This is a genomic window from Calidithermus chliarophilus DSM 9957 (genome assembly GCF_000430045.1).
GTDB lineage: Bacteria > Deinococcota > Deinococci > Deinococcales > Thermaceae > Calidithermus > Calidithermus chliarophilus.
In genome coordinates, this window is the sequence record NZ_KE387023.1 from 2912270 (window position 1) to 2932779 (window position 20510).

Here is a 20510-nt window from a genome sequence, read left to right on the forward strand (position 1 = left end):
ACGGCGTAGGACGTACGACGTACGACCCGCGCTCAGCGTTTAGCGTCCAGCTATCAGCTATCGGCTATCGGCGTTCAGCGTTAGGCGTTTAACTCACGCATTGTGCCCTACCCCCTGGCTCATCCCCGCACCAGAAGCCTACCTTTGGCCTATGCGCTGGCTGGCTTTTCTGTTGCTGCTCGGGGCGGTTCAGGCCCAGGAGACCATCGCCGAGTTGCGAGCGCGGGGTTACGGCAAGGGCGAGCTGACCATTGAACGCACCCTGGCGCAAAACCGGGGCTTCACCCGCTACCTGGTGCGCTGGCCCTCGGAGGGCCTGACCCAGTACGGCTTCATGAACGTGCCCAGCGGCAAGGGCCCCTACCCGGTGGTGCTGGTGCTGCACGGCTACGTCAACCCCGCCACCTACCGCACCCTGGCCTACACCACCCGCTACGCCGACGCCATCGCCCGCATGGGCTACGTGGTCATCCACCCCAACTACCGGGGTCATCCCCCTTCGCAGGGCAGCCCGGAGGGGGTCTTCCGCGTCAACTACGCCATAGACGTGCTCAACCTGGCCGCCATCGTGCGCGGGCAGAGCGGCAAGGGGCCGCTCGCCAAGGCCGACGGGAGCCGGATGGGGCTGTGGGGCCACAGCATGGGCGGGGGCATCGCGCTGCGCGTCGCGGTCGTAGACCCGCGGGTCCGGGCCGTGGTGCTCTACGGCTCAATGTCGGGCGACGAGCGCAAGAACGCCAGCCAGATCTACTACGTCTACTCGGGCCGCACTCGAGGCCTGGCCGAGCTCAACGCCCCCGACGAACGCATCAAGGCCATCTCCCCCATCTACCACCTGCAAAACGCCCGCGCCGCCTTCAGCGTGCACCACGGCACCGCCGACGAGCAGGTGCCCTACGCCTGGAGCGTGGAGCTGTGCCAGAAGCTAAAGGCCCTGGGCAAGAGCGCCGAGTGCTTCAGCTACCGCGGCGCCCGCCACACCTTCCCCAGCGGAAGCCGCGCCGACGCGAGCTTCCTCGCCAAAGTGCAGGACTTTTTCGCCCGGACGCTGAAAGGTGCCGATAGTCGATAGCCGATGGCAGCGGCAGTGTGTCATCATCGACTGGCCTGACCGGCCTCCGTATGCGAAGCCTCTACGTCCACGTCCCTTTCTGCCCCACCCTCTGCCCCTACTGCGATTTTCACGTAGTGCGGCGCTACGGCGGGGTCGTGGAGGCCTACCTCGAGCGCCTCGCCGAAGAAGCCGTCGCGCTGCACGCGCGCTTCCCCGGCCCGCTGGACACGCTCTACTTCGGGGGCGGGACGCCAAGTTTCCTGCGCGGCCACGAGCTCGAGCGCCTCTTTGCCGCGCTCCCCTGGCGGCTTGAGGCCGGCGCGGAGGTGACGATGGAGGCCAACCCCGGCACCCTCAACGCCGAGCGGCTGGCGCTGCTGCGGAGCCTGGGGGTGAACCGGCTCTCCCTCGGGGTGCAGAGCTTCCAGGACGGCGTGCTGGAGAGCCTGGGGCGAGCGCACGGGCGGAAGGGGGCGCTCCGGGCCGTGGAGATGAGCCTCGAGGCAGGCTTTCACACCTCGGTGGACCTGATCCTGGGGCTCCCCGGCCAGGACTTCGCCGCCGACCTGCGCGAAGCCGCCGCGCTGGGGGTGGGGCACGTCTCGGCTTATACGCTCCAGGTCGAGCCCGGAACCCCCTTCGCGGCGCGGGGCGTGCGGCTGGACGAGGACCTCGAGGCCGCCGCCTACGAGGCGGCCGAGGCGGTGCTGGGGGAGGCGGGGCTGTCGCGCTACGAGGTCTCCAACTTCGCCCGGCCCGGCGAGGAGAGCCGCCACAACCGGGCCTACTGGCGCAACGACTTCTGGGGCGCGCTGGGGCCGGCGGCGGCGGGGCACTACCCCAAAGGGGTCGAGGGCCACGAGGTCTACTCGGTCAGGGCCACCAACCCGCCGCTCCCGCGCTGGCTGGGGGGCGAATCGCCCTGGCTCGAGGCCGTCGGCCCGCTCGAGCACGCCCGCGAGTCGCTGATGCTGGGGCTGCGGCTGCGCGAAGGGGTGGACGTGGGGGCGCTCGAGGAGCGTAGCGGGCTCGAGCTGTGGGGCCATCTTGAAAAGACGCTACGGCGGTTGGAGGAACGCGGGCTCATCTGGACACGCCACCGGCGCCTGGGGGCGACCCGCGCGGGATTGCCCCTGCTGCACCGGGTAATCCTCGAGCTGTGGGAAGCTCTCAGCGCGCTTCCCACGAATGCCCCACACGGCCTACCAGGTCGTGTGGGGTAAAACGCCGATCCCGGTGAAGGGCCGTAGGCCCCGGCGATGCCGGTACTCAGGCGGTGTTCGGGGGAAACGCGATCATGTGGATCGCTTGCGAAAGCACCCGCCAGTCACCTTGAACCGCCCTGCCTGACGCAGCTACCGGCTACCGACGACTTCCGCGGGAAGTCTAGTGCGTCGCCCTGATCTGGCCCCTGACCTCCCCGCTGGGAATGTCGCCGGGGCCGGTGTTGGGCGGGGCCACGCCGTCGTTGGTGTGGACGTTGACGTAGGCGTTGCCGGCTTCCATCGCGGCGATGAGGTCGCTGAGCGGGTGGCCTGCCAGCGGCCCGACCAGGTTGGCCGCGGTGATGGTGCCCTCGGCCAGGACGCCGTCGCTACGCCCCCCACCGGGCGCCGCCGGGCCGTACAGGAAGGCCACCACCGGGCCGTTCGCCCCCGCCGGGGCCAGGTGGATGTGCGACGCCACCACGTTTTCGATGTTGGCCACGATCAGCTTGTAGTGCAGTTCGCTGCCGTCGGCGCTGAGGCCGAAGAGCGCGTTGCCCCTGGCACGGCTGTCGTTAGCAGGCACCTCCTCCCCGCCGGAAAGCTGCGCCACGAAATCGCTGCCCACCCCCTGTATCGCGAAAACGCCCCCTGTCGCCGGGTCCATCCGGGCACACCCCGCCAGTGCGAACACCCCCACCACAGCCAATGCCCACCAATGCACTGCTTTCATGCCGACCCCCTTTCAGGCCTTACAAGCACTTTGGAGGTTCCGAAAGGTCTGGAAATACTTATATCGGATTCAAAAAGATAATCATCCGATCCGAAGAGCCCCGGGGGCTATCTTTTTGGACCCCAGAGCACACCCCTCCCTGACGGTCGGCGAAGCAAGCGCATCCCTTCCGAGGGGCGGCACCGCCCTCCGCCACGCGGATAACTTCGGTCGGCCGCCCCGCCAAGGCGGGGCGGCGCCGCCGTTCGGTGACGAACTAACCGAATCGGGTATTACATGCCTATGTACGCAGATCGCGGAGGAATGGATGCAACGGGCTCAGGTTCGGGCTCCGAACTCAGGCTCTCCTCGAGGTAAAAGGCCGGGTCTCAGACCCGGCCCTCGGCGTCTTGCGTTTAGCGTTGGGCGTTCGGCTATCCGCTAACGGCAGGTGTTCCCCCTCGAGGAGCCTACTTGGGCACACCCTCGGGCAGGTGAAAGCGCCCGTCGGGGCCGGGGTCGAAGGGCAGCACGGCGGTGACGGCCTCGAGGTTGACGGGGCCGTAGATGTGGGGGAAGTAGCCGTAGGAGTAGTCCTCGGGGCCCTCGTAAAACAGCGGCGACGTGAGCTTGGCGGGGTCGATGCACAGGAGCACCAGGCCACGGTGGCCGCTGAAGAAGGCTTCGGCCACCGCGAGGATCTGGCTGGGGGTCGAGCAGTGGATGAAACCCTCGCGCTCCAGGCTCTGCGCCCGGTACTCCCGCTGTCCCAGAGCGCGCTCCCACTCGCGGCGGGTGGTGATGTGGAAGATGGTGCGGGTGAGCTTCATGGCTAGTCCACCAGGTAGAGCAGGTCGCTCACGACCCGCGCGTACTCCTCGGGCTTGAGCCCCTTCTTAAGGATGCGGAAGCCCGGCGGGTGCTGGATGAGCTCGGGGCGCGGGGTGAGCTCGCGCAGGGCCTTGGCGTCGTAGTCGAGGGGCCAGTGGTCGAAGACGACCATCAAGTAGGTGAGGTCTTCGGTGATGGAGGCCACGCGCTTGCTCTCGGCCAGCAGGCGCAGGCGGGTGAGGGCCAGGAAGTTCTCGACCTCGGCGGGCGGCTCGCCGTAGCGCTCGCGCAGCTCCTTGCCGACGCGGGCCACCGCGGCCAGGCTCTTGCTCTCGGCCAGGCGGCCGTAGTAGCGGCTGCGGGCCTCGGCGCTGGGGACGTACTCGGGGGTGAGGCGGGCCGAGACCTGCAGGTCGAGGGTGACGTGGCGCTCGGGCTCCTTGACCTCGCCCTTGAGCTTGGCGATGGCCTCGGCCAGGAGCTCGGTGTAGACCTCGATGGAGACGGCGCGGATGTGCCCGTGCTGCTCGGGGCCCAGGATGTTGCCCACCCCCCGGATCTCCATGTCCTTCTCGGCCAGCAGGTGGCCCGAGCCCAGGTCGGAGAGGTCGGCGATGGCCGAGAGGCGGCGTTCGGCGGCCTCGGTGAGGCGCGGGGGGTGGAAGAGGTAGGCGTAGGCCTCCTTGTCGCGCCGCCCCACCCGGCCCCGGAGCTGGTAGAGCGCGGCCAGGCCCAGCCGGTCGGCCCGCTCGATGACGATGGTGTTGGCCTCGGGGATGTCCAGGCCGCTTTCGATGATGGTGGTGGCCAGCAGCACGTCGAAGGCGCCCTCGGCGAAGGCCAGCATCACCTCCTCGATCTGGCCCTCGGGCATCTGGCCGTGCACCACCCCGATGCGGACCTCGGGGACCAGGGCCTCGAGGTAGCGCCGCCGCGCCTCGATGGTGGCGACCCGGTCGTGGACGTAGAAGACCTTGCCCTCGCGCTCGAGCTCGTTCATGAGCGCCTCGCGCACCAAGCCGGGGTCGTAGGGCGCCAGGTAGGTCTGGATGGGCTTGCGGCCCGGCGGCGGGGTCTGGATGCTCGACATGTCGCGCAGGCCCACCAGGGCGCTGTAGAGCGTGCGCGGGATGGGCGTGGCCGAGAGGTAGAGGGTGTCCACCGCCTCGCGCAGCTCGCGGATGCGCTCCTTCTGGCCCACCCCGAAGCGGTGCTCCTCGTCGACGATCAGGAGGCCCAGGTCCTTGAAGCGCAGGTCGGGCGAGAGCAGGGCGTGGGTGCCCACCACGACGTCGGTCTTGCCCTCGGCCAGGCTCTTCTTGAGGGCGCTGGCCTCGGCGTCGGAGGTGAAGCGCGACAGCACCGCCACCCGCACCGGCAGCCCGGCCAGGCGGCTCTTGAAGGTCTGGTAGTGCTGCTCGGCCAGCAGGGTGGTGGGCACCAGCATCGCCACCTGGGCGCCGTGGGCCACCACCCGCCACGCCGCCCGCAACGCCACCTCGGTCTTGCCGAAGCCCACGTCGCCGGAGATCAGGCGGTCCATGGGGTGGGGGCGCTCGAGGTCGCGCAGGGTCTCCTCGAGGGCCTTCTCCTGGTCGGGGGTGAGGGTGTGGGGGAAGTTCTGCTCGACCAGAGGATCGAGCTCGGGGTTGGGCGCGAAGGCCCGGCCCGGCGTGGCGGCCCGCTTGGCGTGGAGCACGATCAGGCGGGCGGCCAGTTCCTCGGCGTCCTTCTGGGCCTTCTCCCGCGCCCGCTTCCACTCGCCCTTGCCCAGGCTGGACAGCCTCGGCGGGTCGTCGGTGGTGCCGGGGTGGCGCTTGAGGAGGGGCAGTTGCTCGACCGGCAGGTAGAGCTTGCCCTCCCCGGCGTACTGCAGGATCAGGTAGTCGCGCTTGGCCCCCAGCACCTCGCGGGGCTCCAGCCCCAAGAACTGCCCGATGCCGTGCTCGGGGTGGATCAGGTAGTCGCCCGGCTCGAGCGCCCCCACGTCCTGCACGTCCCCGCCCACCACCTTCTTGATGCGGGCCCCGCCCGCGCCGAAGGCGTAGAGGTGGGGCTCGGTGAGGTAGACCGTGCGGCGGTCGGGGTCGAGGAAAGCGCCCTCGTAGGGGCCGGGGACGAAGGTGAGGAGGCCGGGGTGGGCCTCGAGCTGCGCCGCGCTGCGCACGCTGACCCCCTCGAGCTTGCGCCTGAGGTAGTCGCGGCTCTTGGGGTGGCGGTAGAAGAACACCGCCGCGTAGCCGGCCTCCAGCCAGCCCTGGAGGTCGGCCTGGAGCTGGCTCACCCGCGCGCGGTAGGGCGGCAGGCTGGGCCAGTCCATGGGCATCACGCCCAGCTCGGGGCCGCCCAGCCCGAAGGCGATGCGGTCGCGACCCTCGATGAGCTTCCACAACTCGGCGGGGGCCAGCGCGGGGGTGTCGAGGAAGACGGGGCCGGGGAAGTGCTCGATCTTGCGGCCGGTCCAGGTCTCGGCCTTGCCGGGCTTGGCCGCGAGCACCCAGCGGGTCTGGGGCTTGCCCTCCACGCGCAGGGCCTCGAGCTCGTCCCCGAAGAACTCCAGCCGGAGGTTTTCGAGCTCCAGGACATCGCCTTGCACCTTGAAGTCCTCCTCGCGCAGGTAGCCCATGCGGTAGAGCCGGTCGAGCAGTTCGGAGCGCAGGTAGCGCTGCCCCACCTCCAGCACCAGCCGCCAGGCCGAGGGGTCTTCGGGGAAGGCCTCCATGGCCTCGTCGTAGCTGAAGACGAAGAGGGCCTTCTCGCCGTGGGCCTCGAGGCCGGGGTTGAGGTAGACGGTGCGGCCGAAGGGCCCCAGGGTGTACAGCGGCACCCGCTCGGGCGGGGCCAGCAGCACAGCGGGGGCCGGGGCCTGGGCGAATAGGAGGGCGCGGGCTACCTGCGGCAGCCCGGGCAGGTAATGGTTGTAGGGCAGGCTGATGGTCTGAGGCATGGCGGCAACCTGTCCAGTCTACCGCAAGCCCACCAGGACGGTGAATCCTGGCTCACGGAAGGCGGGCTGGCGGGACGTCGCGCTGCTGGGGGTGAGGCTCGGGGAGGGCCGCCCCCCCGTGGGCCGGCAGAGCCCGCCCCCGTCCGGGATAGGCGGCACGATTTTGTACTTCGTGAAGGATAAGCCGGATAATGCCCTCGTGGCTGGCTCGAGCCCCTCCCCCCGACCCGACCGGCGCGTCCACCGCACCCGCCGGGCGCTGGGCCAGGCCCTGGTCGAGCTCACGCTGCACAAGGGCTACGAGGCGGTAAGCATCCGCGAGCTGACCGAGCGGGCCGACATCGGCTACGCCACCTTCTTCCGCCACTACCCCGACAAGGACGCGCTGCTGCAAAGCCTGCTCGAGGAGACCCTCGCCGAGCTGCTCGAGCTGGTCATGCCGGTCGCGCACGACCCCGTGCACGCGGCCACGCGGCTTTTCCAGCACGTGCAGACCCGCCCCGACCTCTACCGGGTGCTGCTCAGCCTGCCCCCCTCCCACCCCCTCGTGCAGCGCATCTTCGCCGTGGGGGTCGAGAACATCCTCGCGTTCAGCCCACCCCGGCCCGGCGCGGCGGTGCCGGCCGACCTCGCCGCCCAGCACCTCATGGCCTCGGTGCTGCGCCTCCTGAAGTGGTGGCTCGAGCAGGGCATGCCCTACCCGCCCGCGCGCATGGGCGAGATCCTCAGCGCCCTGGTGATCGAGCCGGCCCGCCGGCTGGCCTTCGCGCCGTGACCGAGCGGGCCGGCTGGGCGACCGGGCTCAGACCGGGTAGGCGTGGAGGCCCAGCGTGCCCAGCCCGGTGTGGGCGGTCACGATGGAGCCCATGCGGATCACGCGGCCCTTGTCGAGCGTCACGCTCGTCTTGTTGATGAGCTCCTTGATCTCCTCGAGCATCTCGGCGGGCGCGTCGGCGTGGGCGACGGTGACCCGCACCCGCCGGCCCTTGAGGGGCTCGAGCAGGTTCTTGACCAGCGTCTGGGCGACCGTGTTCTCCCGCACCGCCCGCACGGTCTTGATCTTGCCTTCCTTCACGGTGAGGATCGGCCGCAGGCCCAGCAGGTCGCCGATGGTCTGCCCGATCTTGGGCAGGCGGCCCCCGCGCACGAGGTGCTCGAGGCTGGCCACGCTGAAGAACATGCTGTCCTCGCGCTGGATGCGGCGCAGCTCGCCGAGGATGGCCTCCTCGTCCCAGCCCATCGCCGCACACTCGGCCGCGCGGTAGACCAGCGCCGACACGCCGCCCGAGACGGTGCGGCTGTCGAAGACCCGGATGCGCCCCGGCGCGATCTTGTCGGCCGCCTCCCGGGCCCGCTCCACGGTGAGCGAGGTCTCCCCCGAGAGGTGGATCGACAGCAGGCGGTCGTAGTGGCGCAGGTGGCGCTCGTAGACCTCGAGGAAGTCCTCGACCGTGGGGGGCTCGGTGCTGGGTTGGGCCCCCTGGCGGATCTGGCCGTACAGGCTGTCCGGGTCGAGCTCGCGCCAGTCCTTGAAGCGGGTCGGGCCCACCTGCACGTACAGGGGCACCAGCCCCACGCCCAGCTCACGAGCGGCTACCGGGGAGAGATCGCTGGCCGAGTCGGTGATGATCCCTAGCTCCATGAAAAAACCTTCCTCCTCAACTGAAAGCTAAACCCCATACTGGACCTGCTCAAAAAGCATTGGTTCGAAGTCTACTACGCCCCGCGCCGGGAGAGGCGTAAATTTGTCACATGCCAATTCTGGTCACCGGCTTCGAACCCTTCGGCGGGATGTCCCACAACCCCAGCCAGGCGCTGCTCGAGCACCTTCCCCCGGCCGTCGGCGGGGTGCCCGTCGCCACCGCCTGCCTCCCGGTGGACTCCCGCCAGGTCGAGGCCCGGCTGCGCGAGCTCTACGCCCGGCACCGGCCCCGCGTGGCGCTGCACCTGGGGCTGGCCGCCAACCGCGCCCAGATCAGCCTCGAGCGCCTGGCGGTCAACCTCCTCGACTTCGACATCCCCGACAACGCCGGCCACCGCGCGGTAGACCAGCCCGTCCGGCCCGGCGCCCCGCTGGCCCTGCTCACCCGCCTCCCGGTGCGGGCCATCCGGCAGCGGCTGCACCAGGAGGGGATCCCCGCCCAGCTCTCCTTGAGCGCCGGGGCCTACCTGTGCAACCAGGTGATGTACCTCGCCCTCACCCTCCTCCCCCAGGAGGCGGCCTGCGGCTTCATCCACCTGCCGCCCGACGAGACGCTGGCCCTGCAGCGCGGCGGGGCCTACGTGCCGCTGGCGACCCAGGCCCGCGCCGTCGTGCTCGCGCTCGAGGCCTGCCTCGCCGAGCACCCGGCTGAGCCCCCGTCGCCCTGAGGGCAGCTCCCGCGAATACCTGCAGCAGGCAAACACCCGCCGATCCCGGCGGGTGTTTGTGGGAAATGCGATGGGATAGACTGGCACGCGTGACCCGGGTGCTCTTTCTCAGCGACGCCCCTACCATCGGCGGCAGCGAGGTCTACCTGCGCGAGATGCTCCCGAGGCTGCGGGGGCTGGGCATAGAGCCCGAGGCTGCCCTGCCCGCCCTCGAGGGCAACCGCCCCATCCGCGAGGCGCTGGCCGAGCGCGGCATCGCCGTGCACGCCTACGCCGACCCCGCCGAGATCCCCCTGCGGCACGACCTCTACCTCACCTCCACCTGGTACCCCCACAACGCCCTGCGCTTGTACCGCCTGCTGCCCGAGCCCCCGGTGATGCTGGTCCACGACCAGATCGAGGTCTGGTACCCGCTGGGGCTCCACCGGCTCTACCGGCTGGGCTACCGGAAGCTCCAGGTGCCCAACCTGCAGCGCGCCAGGGCCGTGGTCACCGTCTCGAACTGGGCCGCGCGCTGGCTGAAGGAGGTCCACGGGGTGCGGCCGGAGGTCTACGGCGTGCCCAACGGCGTGGACACCGAGAAGTTCCGGCCCCCCCTGCCGGGCGAGCGCGAGGCCCTTCGGCAGAAGCTGGGCCTCGAGCGCTTCACCGTGCTGGTCCCCCACCGCATGAGCCCGGAGAAGAACCACGGGCCCGCACTGCTGGCCGCCCGCCAGACCCCCGAGGTGGACTACCTCTTCGTGGGCGTGGGCGAGCTGATGGGCTACTGGCAGAAGATCGCCCGGCTCCTGGGGCTTCGCAACGTGCACTTCCTGGGCCGCCGCATGGACATGCCCGAGCTCTACCGCGCCGCCGACGCCATGCTCCAGCCCACCCTGGGGGAGAACCTCTCGCTGGTGACGCTCGAGGCCATGGCCAGCGGCCTGCCGGTGGTCTCCAGCCCCATCCCCGCCCAGGCCGAGCTCGTCGAGGACGGCGTCAACGGGCTGCTGGTGCCCGCACGGCCCGGCCCCCTCGCCCGCGCGGTGCGCGAGCTGGCCGCCGACGCGGCCCAGGCCCGGCGCCTCGGGGAGGCAGCGCGCGCGAAGGCCCTCCAGCACCACACTCTCGAGGCCTGCGCCACTGTTCTGGCCCAGATCTTGCGTAAACTGGTTTAGCTGGGATCGACATCCCGACGAGTGGAAACCATGTCGCAATACCGCATCTGTGCCATTTTGCCGACGCGCAACCGCAAAGCGTTGCTGCAGGAGTGCATCCGAGCACTCAAGGCCCAAACCCACCCGGTCGCCCACATCATCGTGGTGGACAACGCCAGTACCGACGGCAGCGCCGAGCTCGCCGCCCGAGAGGGGGCGGAGGTCGTGCAGTTCGAGCGCAACCTGGGGGGAGCCGCGGGCTTCCACGAGGGGATCAGCCGGGCCTACCGCGGCGGCTACGACTGGGTCTGGATCATGGACGACGACACCATCCCCCAGCCCAACGCCCTGGCCGAGCTGCTCAAGGCCGTGCCCCGCCTCGAGCGCCTGGGCCACCCGCCCGCCGTGCTGGCGAGCCGGGTGCTGTGGCAGGACGGCAGCGTCCACCCCATGAACTGGCCCTGGCCCAACCCCTTCCCCTACCGGCGCTTCCGCGCCGCCCGCCGCATGGGCTACGTGCCGGTGCGCTGGGCCGCGTTCTCCTCGGTGCTCGTGGCCCGCTGGGCCATCCACAAGTACGGGCTGCCCCACCGCGACTACTTCGTGCGCACCGACGACCTCGAGTACACCGGCCGGATCCTGCGCCGCGAAGCGGGCTACCTGGTCCCCAAGAGCCTCGCGGTGCACAAGACCCCCACCAAGTACACCCCGGCCTCGGCCCACCCCGAGCGCTTCTACTACGAGGTGCGCAACCGCATCTGGGTCATGCGCAGCCGCTCCTTCGGGGTGCTGGGCAAGGCCGCGCTGGGGGCCCACATCATGGGCGGCACGCTGGCCTACCTGGCGAAGAACCGCCCGGCCCTGGGCCTGCGCGTAGTCTGGAAGGGCCTGGTCGACGGCCTGGCGACCGACCCCGACCACCGCACCACGGTCCCGCCGCACTTGTCCGAGCTCGGCCGCTCCGCGGGCTGAGCCGGACGAGGCGGGCTCGGGCGGCTTCGCGCTTTCATCGGCGTTCTACGCTCGGGACGCTTGGATGTGCTATAAACTCCGATAATGCGTCTGTACCGGATCGGTCTGTTCACCGACGTGTACCTGCCCAACCCCAACGGCGTCTCGACGAGCATCTACCTGCTGCTGCGGGAGCTGCGGCGGATGGGCCACGACGCCTGGGTGATGGCCCCCGAAGGCCCCAACGACCCCGCCGGCGAGGAGGCAGTGGTGCGCATCCCCAGCGTGGCCTACCCCTTCTTCGAGGGGCAGCGGCTGGCCATGCCCTCCAGCCGCTACCTGCCCACCAAGTTCGAGATCATCCACACCCACACCCCGCTGTTCCTGGGCATGTGGGGCAGCGGCCTGGCCCGGCGGCGCGGCATCCCCCACGTTTCGACCTTCCACACCCACTACGAGAAGTACGCCCACTACATCCCCGGCCTGGCCGTGCTCGACCGCTACACCGGGGTCATCCAGAGCATCTCCCGCGCCTTCTACAACCGCTGCGAGGTGGTGGTCGCCCCCACCGAGCCGGTGAAGGCGCTGGTGGAGTCGTACGGGGTCGAGCGCCCCATCCGGGTCATCCCCACCGGCGTGGACACCGACATCCTCGAGCAAGCCCCCGAGGTGCCCTCCCCCTGGCCCGAGGGCAAGCGCCGCCTGATCACGGTGGGGCGGCTGGGCAAGGAGAAGAGCTTCGAGGTGGTGATCGAGGCCCTGGCCCTGGTGCGGCAGCACGCCGACGCGCACCTGGTGCACGTGGGCGAAGGCCCCGAGGAGGCCCACCTCAAGGCCTACGCGGCGAAGCTGGGGGTGCTCGAGCACGTCACCTTCGTGGGGGCAGTGCCCTACCGGGCCATCGGGGGCTACTACCGCCACGCCGAGGTGTTCGTCTTCGCCAGCGAGACCGAGACCCAGGGGCTGGTGCTGTGGGAGGCCCAGGCCATGGGCGTGCCGGTGGTGGCGGTGGGGGCCGAGGGCACGTTGCAGGGGGTGGACGAGGGCCGCAGCGGCTACCTGGTGCCCCCCCGCGACGCCGCGCAGATGGCCCGGCGCGCGCTCGAGGTCCTCTCCGACGACGCCCTGCGCCAGCGCCTGAGCCAGGGGGCCCGCAAGTTCGCCGAGGCCCGCAGCGCCCGCCGCATCGCCGAGAGCATCGTCGAGCTCTACGACGAGGCCACGGAGATCCAGCAGATCGAGCCCAAGAAGCTCATCTTCCCCTTTCCCCGTCTTCCGCGAAGTAGCCTTCCGTCCTCCCGCTGAGGTTGCGCAGCTGCTGCGCCAGGAAGGGCAGCAGCCCCTTCTTGAGCCGGCGGGCCGAGGTGCGCACCATGGCCTCGGGCACGTAGCGCACCCGCCCCCGTTCCTGCAGGGCCAGCCCCAGCAGCACGTCCTCGCGCGCGTGCACCGGGGGGTAGCCGCCGGCCTCGAGCGCCGCCTCCCGCCGGAAGGCCATGTTGGCCCCGCCCAGGTTGGGCTTGTCCAAAGCCGCCATCAGCCGCAAAAACAGCCGGTAGGCCCACTCCGAGGCCCACTCCTCCCACGGGCGCAGCCCGTAGAAGGCCATGGGACCGTACAGCGCCACCGCCCCGTCGGCGTGGCGGGCGAGGGCCTCGAGCCACTGCGGCTGTGGCAAGGAGTCGGCGTCGGTGGAGGCCACCCACTCGCCGGTGGCGGCCTCGAGGCCCGCCTGCCGCGCCGACGCGACCCCCGGGGTGGGGCAGGCGACCACCCGCGCGCCGTGCCGCCGGGCGATCTCGGCGGTGGCGTCGGTGGAGCCGTTGTCCACGACGATGACCTCGTGGGGGGGTAGGGTCTGGCGGGCGAGGGCCTCGAGCGCCCCGCCGATGAAGGCTTCCTCGTTGCGGGCCGGAATCACCACCGAAAAACGCTGCAAATCACGCCTCCGTCACATCGCCCGCGGGAAATGGCTCGGCATTTCCTCTAGGCAGGCTTTTCCGAACTCCCTTTATACTTTACCCGTGTTCCGGATCTTACCCTGGCGGCAGCGCGGTTTGGGCGCGCTGCTGCGGCTCATGCTCGCGTGGGGGCTGCTCGAGGGCGTCAGAAGCGGCTTCTACGCGGGCTACCTCATTCTCTACGGGCCCAAAGAACTCGGCCTGAACGCGGCGGTCGTGGGCCTGTCCTTCACCATTCACCTCCTGGCCGACAGCTTCGGCAAGGGGGTCGGGGGGTATTTAGTTCAGCGCTACGGGATCGGCGTGGTGACCATCTTCGGGGCGGGGATGGGGATGCTGGCGCTCTACGGCGCCTCCTCGGTGAAGTCCCCGCTGCTGCTGTTCCTGATCTCGGGGGTGTGGGGCATCTCCCTGGCGAGCATCCTGCCCGGGCTCAAGACCCTGAGCAGCCGCCTGGCCTTCCAGGGCCGCGAGGGCCGGGCCCTGACCCTCACCGACGGGCTCACCGCCCCCTGGGCCGGGATCGGCCTGCTGGGCGTGGGCTTAGTGACCAAGCACAACCCCGACCTGGCCTTCGCCCTGCTGCTGGGCGGCCAGATCGCGGCGGTGCTGCTGGGGATCAGCCTGCTGGGCCTGCCCATCGCCATGCGGCTGCACAAGCAGGAGTACTACCCCTGGCGGCGGCTGCTCATCTTCATCCCCGCGGCCTTCGGCCAGACCTTCGCCCCGGCCATGATCGGCTTCCAGGTGCTGCCCTTCGCCCAGAAGATCGGCCTGCTGCCCTGGCAGTTGGTGGTGCTGATGGTGCTGGGGGGCGGCCTGGTCTTCGCCTTGGTACCCTTCACCGGCCGCATCGCCGACCGGGTCTCGCCCCGCTGGCTGCTGATCCTGGGCCTGGCGGTCCTCGGCGTCTCGATGTTCTGGCTCGCCTCCAAGCCCGGCTTCAGCGAGATGCTCCTGCTGGCCGTGGTCGCGGGCGTCGGCTTCGCCTGCTTCGTGCCGAGCTGGAACGCGTTGGTGATCCGCATCCTGCCCGAGGCCAACCGCGCGGCGGCCTGGGGCACCATCCTGATGGTGGAAGGGCTGGGCTTCGCCCTAGGGCCCTCCGCCGGCGGGTTCATCACCGCCACGTTCAGCACCGTCTCGGTCACCGCCCGGGTCGGGGGCGCGATCTTCCTGGTGCTGAGCGTCTTCTACCTGATCGTGCTATGGAGGCCTTTCTGGAAACGCTGATCGGGCTCGCCGTACTGGCCTACGCCCTGGCCGAGGTGCTCGGCCGCTGGATGGGGGTGGGGGCCCTGGCCTGGGGCAAGCGCTCCGAGCCCAAAGTCGCCCTCACCTTCGACGACGGCCCCAGCGAGCGCACGCCCGAGCTGCTGGAGTTGCTCGAGCGCCACGGCGTCAAGGCCACGATGTTCCTCACCGGCCAAAAGGCCGAGCAACACCCCGAGCTCGTCGAGGCGATGCGGGCCGCGGGGCACCAGCTCGAGGCCCACGGCTACTGGCACCGCCCCGCGCTGCGGATGGCCCCCTGGACCGAGTGGGCCCACGTCGCCCGCAGCCCGGGGCGGCTCTACCGACCGCCCTGGGGCATCCACTCCCCCTTCACCCGCCTCTTCGCCCGGCTGCAGGGCAAGCAGGTGGCGCTGTGGGACCTCGAGTCGCGCGACTGGCTCGAGCACGACCCCGCCGCCCTGGCCGAGCGGCTGCTGTTCTACGTCAAGGGCGGCTCGGTGATCCTGCTGCACGACGGCCCCGAGCGCACGCTGCGGCTGCTCGAGCTCTTGCTGCCCAGGCTCAAGGAGTACGGCTACCAGCCCGTGCGGCTGGACGAGATGGAGCTGCGGCCCCTGGGCCCGCGGCAGGGGCTCGAGCGGGCCCTGCAGGGCAGCGAGGAGCGCTTCGACGCCAAGGCCGAGGTGTACAAGGCCGGGTACCGCTACAACAACGTCCTGAGGCTGCAAAAGCAGAAGTACCACGGCCCCGAGTTGCCGGACTACCCGCAGGGGACGCCCTGCATGTGGATCCACTTCGAGTCGGCGCGGCTGGCCGCCATGAGCCCCATGCAGGTGCTGCGGGCCTTCCGCGAGACGCTCAAGGAGGCCGCCCGGGTGCTCGAGGCCCAGCCCGACGTGCGCTTCATCTACGGCATGAGCTACCTGGGCGAGGGGGCCAAGGCGCTGGGCTTCGAGATGCACCCCCTGCCCCGCCGCGACGAGCTTTTGTCCAAGATCACCACCGCCTGGTTCTCCTGGCTCTACCGCGGCGAGCTGCCCAAGCACCTCTTCAGCGACCCTGCCCAGATCGTGTACATGACCCGCGAGACCCTGCTCAGCCGCTACGGGAGCGCGAAGCCAGCAGCCACGCCTTCTTCCCCACCCCCGGCACCCGCTGGACCGCAAACCCCGCCTGCATGAGGCCGCGCCGCACCTCCCCGGCCACCGAGTAGGTGCTCAGCAGGGTTCCGGGCATCGCGGCGGCGTAGAGGCGCTCGAGCACCGGCAGGCTCCAGGGCAGGGGGTTGACCTCCGGGCTGAAGGGGTCGAGGTAGATCGCCGTGGCCCAGCGCTCGGGGAAGGTCGCCCCCAGCACGTCCTCGAAGCGCAGCTCCAGGCGGCCCCAGTTGCCCGAGAGCTGGAGGGGCCCGGCAGGGCCGCCGGGTTCGGGCCAGCGCTCCAGCACCTCCCCCCAAACCTCCCGCGCCGCGCCCTCGAGGGGCACCTCCACCGACTCGAGCAGGGATCGCCCCAGCGGCGCGAACTCGTAGCTCAGGTACTCCAGCTCGACCCCGCGGCTCAGGGTGTTCTCCAGGGTTACCCGGAAGTTGACGCCCAGCCCGAAGCCCACCTCGAGCACCCTGGGCTTGGGGTCGAGGTGGGTGCGGGTGAGCTCGAGGTAGAGCTTGCGGGCCTGGGTGAGCGCCCCGTGCACCGAGCTGTAGGCCTCCTTGAACACGGGGTGCACCAGCGTGGCCGAGCCGTCGGCGGTCTCGAGCCGCTCGAAGCCGGCCTGAGGGAAGCGTTCAGGGCCGGGCAAGTTCCACCCTCTCGGCTTCCTGGCGCATCAGGACCCAAAGCGCCTCGACGTGGCGGCGCTCGGTGAGCTCGGCGCCGATGGACACCCGCGCCATCCAGCGGCCCTTGAGGACGGCGGGGGTCAGGTAGGCCCTGCCGGAGCGGTTGACCCGGTTCACCCAGCCCAGGGTGTGCCGGTCGAGCTCCTCGGGGCTCAGGCCCGCGGGCTCGTAGCGCACGCAGACGGTCTGGAGGGGCACCGGGGCCAGCACCTTCCAGCCGGGGGCCTGGCGCACCTGGGCCTCGAGCCAGCGGGCGTTCTCGAGGTCGCGCCGCAGCCGCGCCTGCAGGCCCTCGACCCCCTCCTCCAGCAGCGCGAACCAGATCTTGAGCGCCCGGAAGCGCCGCCCCAGCGGGATGCCCCAGTCGCGGTAGTTCCGGGCGCTGCCGTCGGCGGCGGTCTGGAGGTAGGAGGGGTTGGTGGACATCACCCGCACCAGGTGCTCGGGGTCGCGCACGTAGTAGAGCGAGCAGTCGAAGGCCGTGCCCAGCCACTTGTGGGGGTTGATCACCACCGAGTCGGCGTGCTCGACGCCGTCCCACATCCAGCGGCACTCGGGCAGGATCATGGCCGAGCCCGCCATCGCCGCGTCCACGTGCAGCCACAGCCCGTGCTTCCGGGCGATCTCGGCGACGGGGCGCACCGGGTCGAGGGCGGTGCTGGTGGTGGTGCCCACCGCCGCCACCACGGCGCAGGGCCGGCGGCCTTCGGCCAGGTCGCGCTCGATGGCCGCCTCGAGCAGGTCCACGCGCATGGCGTGGGCCTCGTCGGTCTCGATGAGCCGCAGGTTGTCGCGCCCGAAGCCCGCCAGCAGCACCGCCTTGGGCACAGAGCTGTGGGCCTGGTCCGAGACGTAGGCCACCAGCGGCCTCTCCTCGGCCTGGAGGCCCCCTCGAGCCTGCGAGTGGCCGGTGGTGCGCTCCCGCGCCGTGAGCATCGCCACCAGCGTGCCCGTGGAGGCGGTGTCCTGGATCACCCCCTGGAACTCGGGCGGCAGGCCGAACATCTGCCGCAGCCAGTCGTTCATCACCTCCTCGAGCTCGGTGAGCGCGGGGGCCGCCTGCCAGGAGAGCCCGATCTGCCCCAGCCCGGTCGCCACGATGTCGGCCAGGACCGAGTGCAGCGGCGCGTTGGAGGGGAAGTAGCCGAAGAAGTTGGGGCTCTGCCAGCCCATCAGGCCGGGAACCAGCTTCTCCAGCTCCTGAGGAATGCCCCCCAGCCCCACCCCCTGCCGGGGCGGCGTCTGCGGGAGTTGCGAGCGCAAGAACCCCGGCTCGACCTGCGCCATCACCGGCAATTCCTCGACCCGCTCGCGGTATTCGGCGATCCAGTCGATGAGCCGGTAGCCGATGCGTTTGAATTCCTCGGGGGACATGGGGATATGCTAACGCTTGCCGGGTGGGCTACGTCGAACGCTGGATGCGGAATGCTGATAGCGGATAGCCGGGCGCGGGTCGTGCGTCGTACGTCGTACGTCCTACGTCGTACGCAAGACGCAATACGCAATACGCCTTGGCCCTCGGCCCTCGACTTCCCCCGTCCCTTGACCCCCGCCCCTCGAGCCAAGACAATGCAATGCATGGAGATCACGCCCGAGTTGATCCGCCATCTCGAGCACCTCGCCCGCCTCGAGCTCTCCGCCGAGGAGGAAGCCCGCATGGCCGGGGATCTCAAGAACATCTTCGACTTCTTCGAGAAACTGGGCGAACTCGACACCGAGGGCCTACCCGAGCTGGCCCGCCCGGTCGAGCTGACCAACGTGCTGCGCGACGACGAGCCGGGGGCGGTCCTTTCCCAGGAGGAAGCGCTCTCCGTAGCCATCGAGGCCAAGGACGGTTTCTTCGTCGTGCCGAGAATGATCGAGTAATGCCGTATGCCGTACGTCCTACGCATCCGCTATCCTCTTTGGCGTACGACGTAGGACGTGATACCGGATTCAAAAAGATAATCTTCCAAATCAAAAAACTCCAGAGGCTATCTTTTTGAATCCTAGAGTACACCCCTCCCTGACGGTCGGCGAAGCAAGCGTATCCCTTCGGCCCGGTTAGTTCGCCGCCGTTCGGCGCCGAACTAACCGAATCTGGTATAAGACGTAGGACGCTCACATGCTTGACATCAAGTTCATCCGCGAAAACCCCGACCTCGTGCGCAAGGCCCTCGAGCAGAAGGGCAGCACGCTCGACCTCGACGAACTCCTAGCCCTCGACCGCACCATCGGCGACCTCAAGCGCCGGACCGAGTCCCTGCAGGCCGAGCGCAACGCCAACGCCAAGGCCGCGGCCAAGGCCACGCCCGAGGAACGCGCCGCGCTGATCGAGAAGGGCAAGCAGATCGCCCAGCAGCTCGCCGACCTCGAGCCCCAGCTCCGCGACCTCGAGGCCCAGCTCAAAAAGCTGCTCTACCTCACCCCCACCATCCCCTGGGAGGGCGCGCCCGTCGGCCCCGACGACTCCTTCAACGTCGAGACCCGCGTCCACGGCAAGCCCCGCACCTTCCTCTTCGAGCCCCTCGACCACGTCGAGCTGATCAACCGCAACGGCTGGGGGGAGCTCGAGCGCATCTCCAAGCTCTCGGGCTCGCGCTCCTACGCCCTCAAGGGCGACCTGATGGTCTACGAGCAGGCCCTGCTGCGCTTCGCCCTCGACCAGCTCGTCGCCAGCGGCTTCACCCCCGTCAGCGTGCCCGCCTACGCCCGCGAGGAGGTGTTCTACGGGCACGGCCAGTTCCCCACCGCCCGCGACCAGGTCTACAAGGTCGAGGGGGACGACATGTACCTCGCCGGGACCGCCGAGGTGCTGCTCAACTACCTCCACGCCGGCGAAATCCTCCCCGAGGCCGAGCTCCCCAAGACCTACGTGGGCGTCTCGGCCTGCTTCCGCAGCGAGGCCGGTTCGGCGGGCAAGGACGTGCGCGGGCTCATGCGCGTCCACCAGTTCAACAAGGTCGAGCAGTACGTGCTGTGCAAGGCCGACCTCGAGGAGTCGAACCGCTGGTTCGACCTCATGCTCGCCAACTCCGAGCGCATCCTGCAAGCCCTCGAGCTGCCCTACCGGGTGCTCGAGGTGAGCACCGGCGACATGGGCCTGGGCAAGTACCGGCAGGTAGACCTCGAGACCTGGGTCCCCAGCGAGAACCGCTACCGCGAGACCCACTCCTGCTCGGCGCTGCTGGACTGGCAAGCTCGCCGCGCAAATCTGCGCTACCGCGGCGAGGACGGCAAGGTGCGCTACGCCTACACCCTCAACAACACCGCCCTTGCCACCCCCCGCATCCTGGTGATGCTGCTGGAGAACCACCAGAACGAGGACGGCACCGTCACCGTGCCCGAGGCCCTGCGCCCCTACTTCGGCAAGGAGCGGCTTGAACCGACCCGTTGAATCGAAGCTTGGCCCTAACGCCTACTTACTGGGATTCCTATGTATCTCAGCAGCTTGCCTTATATCCCTACCAATATTCCTTTCCCGTCCGATTGCTGAGATTGGATGGCCTATCTGGGCTTATCTCGCCGTTACTCTGGGGTCTGCCAGGTATTTCTTCACCTCGAAGGTAGAGATACACGAACACCAGGTCCGGGTTCGGGGCTATTGGGGTTGGCGTGTGGTCGCCTACACCCAGATCCAGCGCATTCAAGAGATGGCTTCCCCTGGAAGGGAGGCGTTGATGTATCTGTTTACAGAGCCAACAATGATTCTTCACCTGAAGAATTCACCGTTTGGGGTGGTCATCCCCTTATACCTCTACTCGAACAGCCAGGAAGTACGTCGAACCATCGAACATCGCATGATGGCGCATCATGCAAGACCATTTACCGATCAGCAAAAGGTTTAGCATTTCTTACTCGGCATTTACGGCAAATGGCCCTCGAGCCGCTCCAGAATCTCCGGCGGGATGCGCGTGGCCCGCCCCTCCCGGTTCTGGCAGAGGTGGCGGCTGTAGCCCTCGGCCAATAGGGTTTCGCCGCGCCAAACGCGGTAGTCGTAGCGCAGGGCCCTCGAGGAGAGCTCGCTCAGGCGCGCCTCGACCTCTACGGTGTCGCCGAAGCGGGCGGGGACGCGGTACTTGAGGTTGACCTCGACCACGGCGAAGGCCAGGCCCTGGGCCTCGATCTCGGTGTAGGGGAGGCCCAGGCGCTCGAGCCACTCCACGCGGGCGAGCTCGAGCCAGGGGATGTAGCGGGAGTGGTGCACCACGCCCATGGCGTCGGTCTCGGCGTAGCGCACCTTGACGGGAACGCGGATCGTCACGGGCCCTATCTTAATACCGGATTC

The 20510-nt window shown here is 69.5% G+C and carries 20 protein-coding genes; 12 read left to right on the forward strand and 8 right to left on the reverse strand.

What is annotated here, in order from left to right; all coding sequences use genetic code 11:
- Positions 1-151: 151 nt before the first annotated feature.
- Together MEICH_RS0114020 and hemW are read left to right on the forward strand one after the other, a co-directional pair.
- Positions 152-1072, forward strand: coding sequence for an alpha/beta hydrolase family protein (locus MEICH_RS0114020; RefSeq protein WP_027893167.1), 921 nt, complete (start codon positions 152-154; stop codon positions 1070-1072).
- Positions 1073-1122: 50 nt separating this feature from the next.
- Entirely contained in the window at positions 1123-2277 is a 1155-nt protein-coding gene (gene hemW / locus MEICH_RS25105; RefSeq protein WP_051304167.1) for a radical SAM family heme chaperone HemW, read from the forward strand.
- A gap of 163 nt (positions 2278-2440) precedes the next feature.
- Here the strand turns inward: hemW and MEICH_RS0114030 are convergent, their stop codons facing one another.
- From MEICH_RS0114030 to mfd, 3 genes are all read right to left on the reverse strand, one after another.
- Positions 2441-2992 carry a CHRD domain-containing protein gene (locus tag MEICH_RS0114030; protein ID WP_218916406.1) on the reverse strand — a complete coding sequence of 184 codons (552 nt, stop codon included), beginning with the start codon at positions 2990-2992 and terminating at the stop codon, positions 2441-2443.
- A gap of 449 nt (positions 2993-3441) precedes the next feature.
- Positions 3442-3801 carry a DUF952 domain-containing protein gene (locus tag MEICH_RS0114035; protein ID WP_027893169.1) on the reverse strand — a complete coding sequence of 120 codons (360 nt, stop codon included), beginning with the start codon at positions 3799-3801 and terminating at the stop codon, positions 3442-3444.
- 2 nt (positions 3802-3803) lie between these two features.
- Complete coding sequence (mfd, locus tag MEICH_RS0114040) at positions 3804-6749, reverse strand: transcription-repair coupling factor (protein ID WP_027893170.1); 2946 nt, start codon at positions 6747-6749, stop codon at positions 3804-3806.
- Between the two features lie 199 nt (positions 6750-6948).
- On the opposite strand from mfd, the gene MEICH_RS0114045 reads away from it, so the two are divergent.
- Complete coding sequence (locus MEICH_RS0114045; protein WP_027893171.1) at positions 6949-7524, forward strand: TetR/AcrR family transcriptional regulator; 576 nt, start codon at positions 6949-6951, stop codon at positions 7522-7524.
- Positions 7525-7551: 27 nt separating this feature from the next.
- On the opposite strand, the gene MEICH_RS0114050 is transcribed toward MEICH_RS0114045, so the two are convergent.
- Positions 7552-8391, reverse strand: coding sequence for a DegV family protein (locus tag MEICH_RS0114050; RefSeq protein ID WP_027893172.1), 840 nt, complete (start codon positions 8389-8391; stop codon positions 7552-7554).
- Between the two features lie 110 nt (positions 8392-8501).
- Here MEICH_RS0114050 and MEICH_RS25110 point away from each other — a divergent pair, with 110 nt between their 5' ends.
- From MEICH_RS25110 to MEICH_RS0114070, 4 genes are all read left to right on the forward strand, one after another.
- Complete coding sequence (locus MEICH_RS25110; RefSeq protein ID WP_036218569.1) at positions 8502-9119, forward strand: pyroglutamyl-peptidase I; 618 nt, start codon at positions 8502-8504, stop codon at positions 9117-9119.
- 89 nt (positions 9120-9208) lie between these two features.
- On the forward strand, positions 9209-10276 hold the full coding sequence (locus tag MEICH_RS0114060) for a glycosyltransferase family 4 protein (protein ID WP_027893173.1): 1068 nt from the start codon (positions 9209-9211) through the stop codon (positions 10274-10276).
- Positions 10277-10306: 30 nt separating this feature from the next.
- Positions 10307-11227, forward strand: a complete 921-nt coding sequence (locus MEICH_RS25115; protein ID WP_157202789.1) for a glycosyltransferase family 2 protein — start codon at positions 10307-10309, stop codon at positions 11225-11227.
- Between the two features lie 84 nt (positions 11228-11311).
- Positions 11312-12511, forward strand: a complete 1200-nt coding sequence (locus tag MEICH_RS0114070; protein ID WP_027893174.1) for a glycosyltransferase family 4 protein — start codon at positions 11312-11314, stop codon at positions 12509-12511.
- Here the strand turns inward: MEICH_RS0114070 and MEICH_RS0114075 are convergent.
- A complete protein-coding gene (locus MEICH_RS0114075) occupies positions 12459-13145 on the reverse strand; it encodes a glycosyltransferase family 2 protein (protein WP_027893175.1) in 687 nt (228 codons plus the stop codon). The genes MEICH_RS0114070 and MEICH_RS0114075 overlap by 53 nt on opposite strands.
- An 85-nt stretch (positions 13146-13230) precedes the next feature.
- Here MEICH_RS0114075 and MEICH_RS0114080 point away from each other — a divergent pair, with 85 nt between their 5' ends.
- On the forward strand, positions 13231-14400 hold the full coding sequence (locus MEICH_RS0114080; RefSeq protein ID WP_027893176.1) for an MFS transporter: 1170 nt from the start codon (positions 13231-13233) through the stop codon (positions 14398-14400).
- Positions 14376-15584 (forward strand): polysaccharide deacetylase family protein, encoded by a 1209-nt coding sequence (locus MEICH_RS0114085; protein WP_157202790.1) that lies wholly within the window; start codon positions 14376-14378, stop codon positions 15582-15584. Before MEICH_RS0114080 ends, MEICH_RS0114085 begins: the two co-directional genes overlap by 25 nt.
- Here MEICH_RS0114085 and mnmC2 read toward each other — a convergent pair.
- Positions 15499-16203, reverse strand: coding sequence for a tRNA (5-methylaminomethyl-2-thiouridine)(34)-methyltransferase MnmC2 (gene mnmC2, locus MEICH_RS28070; RefSeq protein ID WP_084542308.1), 705 nt, complete (start codon positions 16201-16203; stop codon positions 15499-15501). The genes MEICH_RS0114085 and mnmC2 overlap by 86 nt on opposite strands.
- Positions 16190-17617 (reverse strand): pyridoxal phosphate-dependent decarboxylase family protein, encoded by a 1428-nt coding sequence (locus MEICH_RS0114090; protein ID WP_027893178.1) that lies wholly within the window; start codon positions 17615-17617, stop codon positions 16190-16192. Before MEICH_RS0114090 ends, mnmC2 begins: the two co-directional genes overlap by 14 nt.
- A 204-nt stretch (positions 17618-17821) precedes the next feature.
- Here MEICH_RS0114090 and gatC point away from each other — a divergent pair, with 204 nt between their 5' ends.
- The 3 genes from gatC (at position 17822) to MEICH_RS28790 (ending at position 20070) form a co-directional block, all read left to right on the forward strand.
- Positions 17822-18109: an Asp-tRNA(Asn)/Glu-tRNA(Gln) amidotransferase subunit GatC gene (gene gatC, locus MEICH_RS0114095; protein ID WP_027893179.1), complete on the forward strand. Its 288-nt coding sequence runs from the start codon at positions 17822-17824 to the stop codon at positions 18107-18109.
- A 238-nt stretch (positions 18110-18347) separates the two neighbouring features.
- Positions 18348-19619, forward strand: coding sequence for a serine--tRNA ligase (serS, locus tag MEICH_RS0114100; RefSeq protein ID WP_027893180.1), 1272 nt, complete (start codon positions 18348-18350; stop codon positions 19617-19619).
- 220 nt (positions 19620-19839) lie between these two features.
- A complete protein-coding gene (locus MEICH_RS28790; RefSeq protein ID WP_157202791.1) occupies positions 19840-20070 on the forward strand; it encodes a hypothetical protein in 231 nt (76 codons plus the stop codon).
- A 17-nt stretch (positions 20071-20087) separates the two neighbouring features.
- Here MEICH_RS28790 and MEICH_RS0114105 read toward each other — a convergent pair whose 3' ends face one another.
- Positions 20088-20486, reverse strand: a complete 399-nt coding sequence (locus MEICH_RS0114105; protein ID WP_027893181.1) for an acyl-CoA thioesterase — start codon at positions 20484-20486, stop codon at positions 20088-20090.
- Positions 20487-20510: the final 24 nt, after the last annotated feature.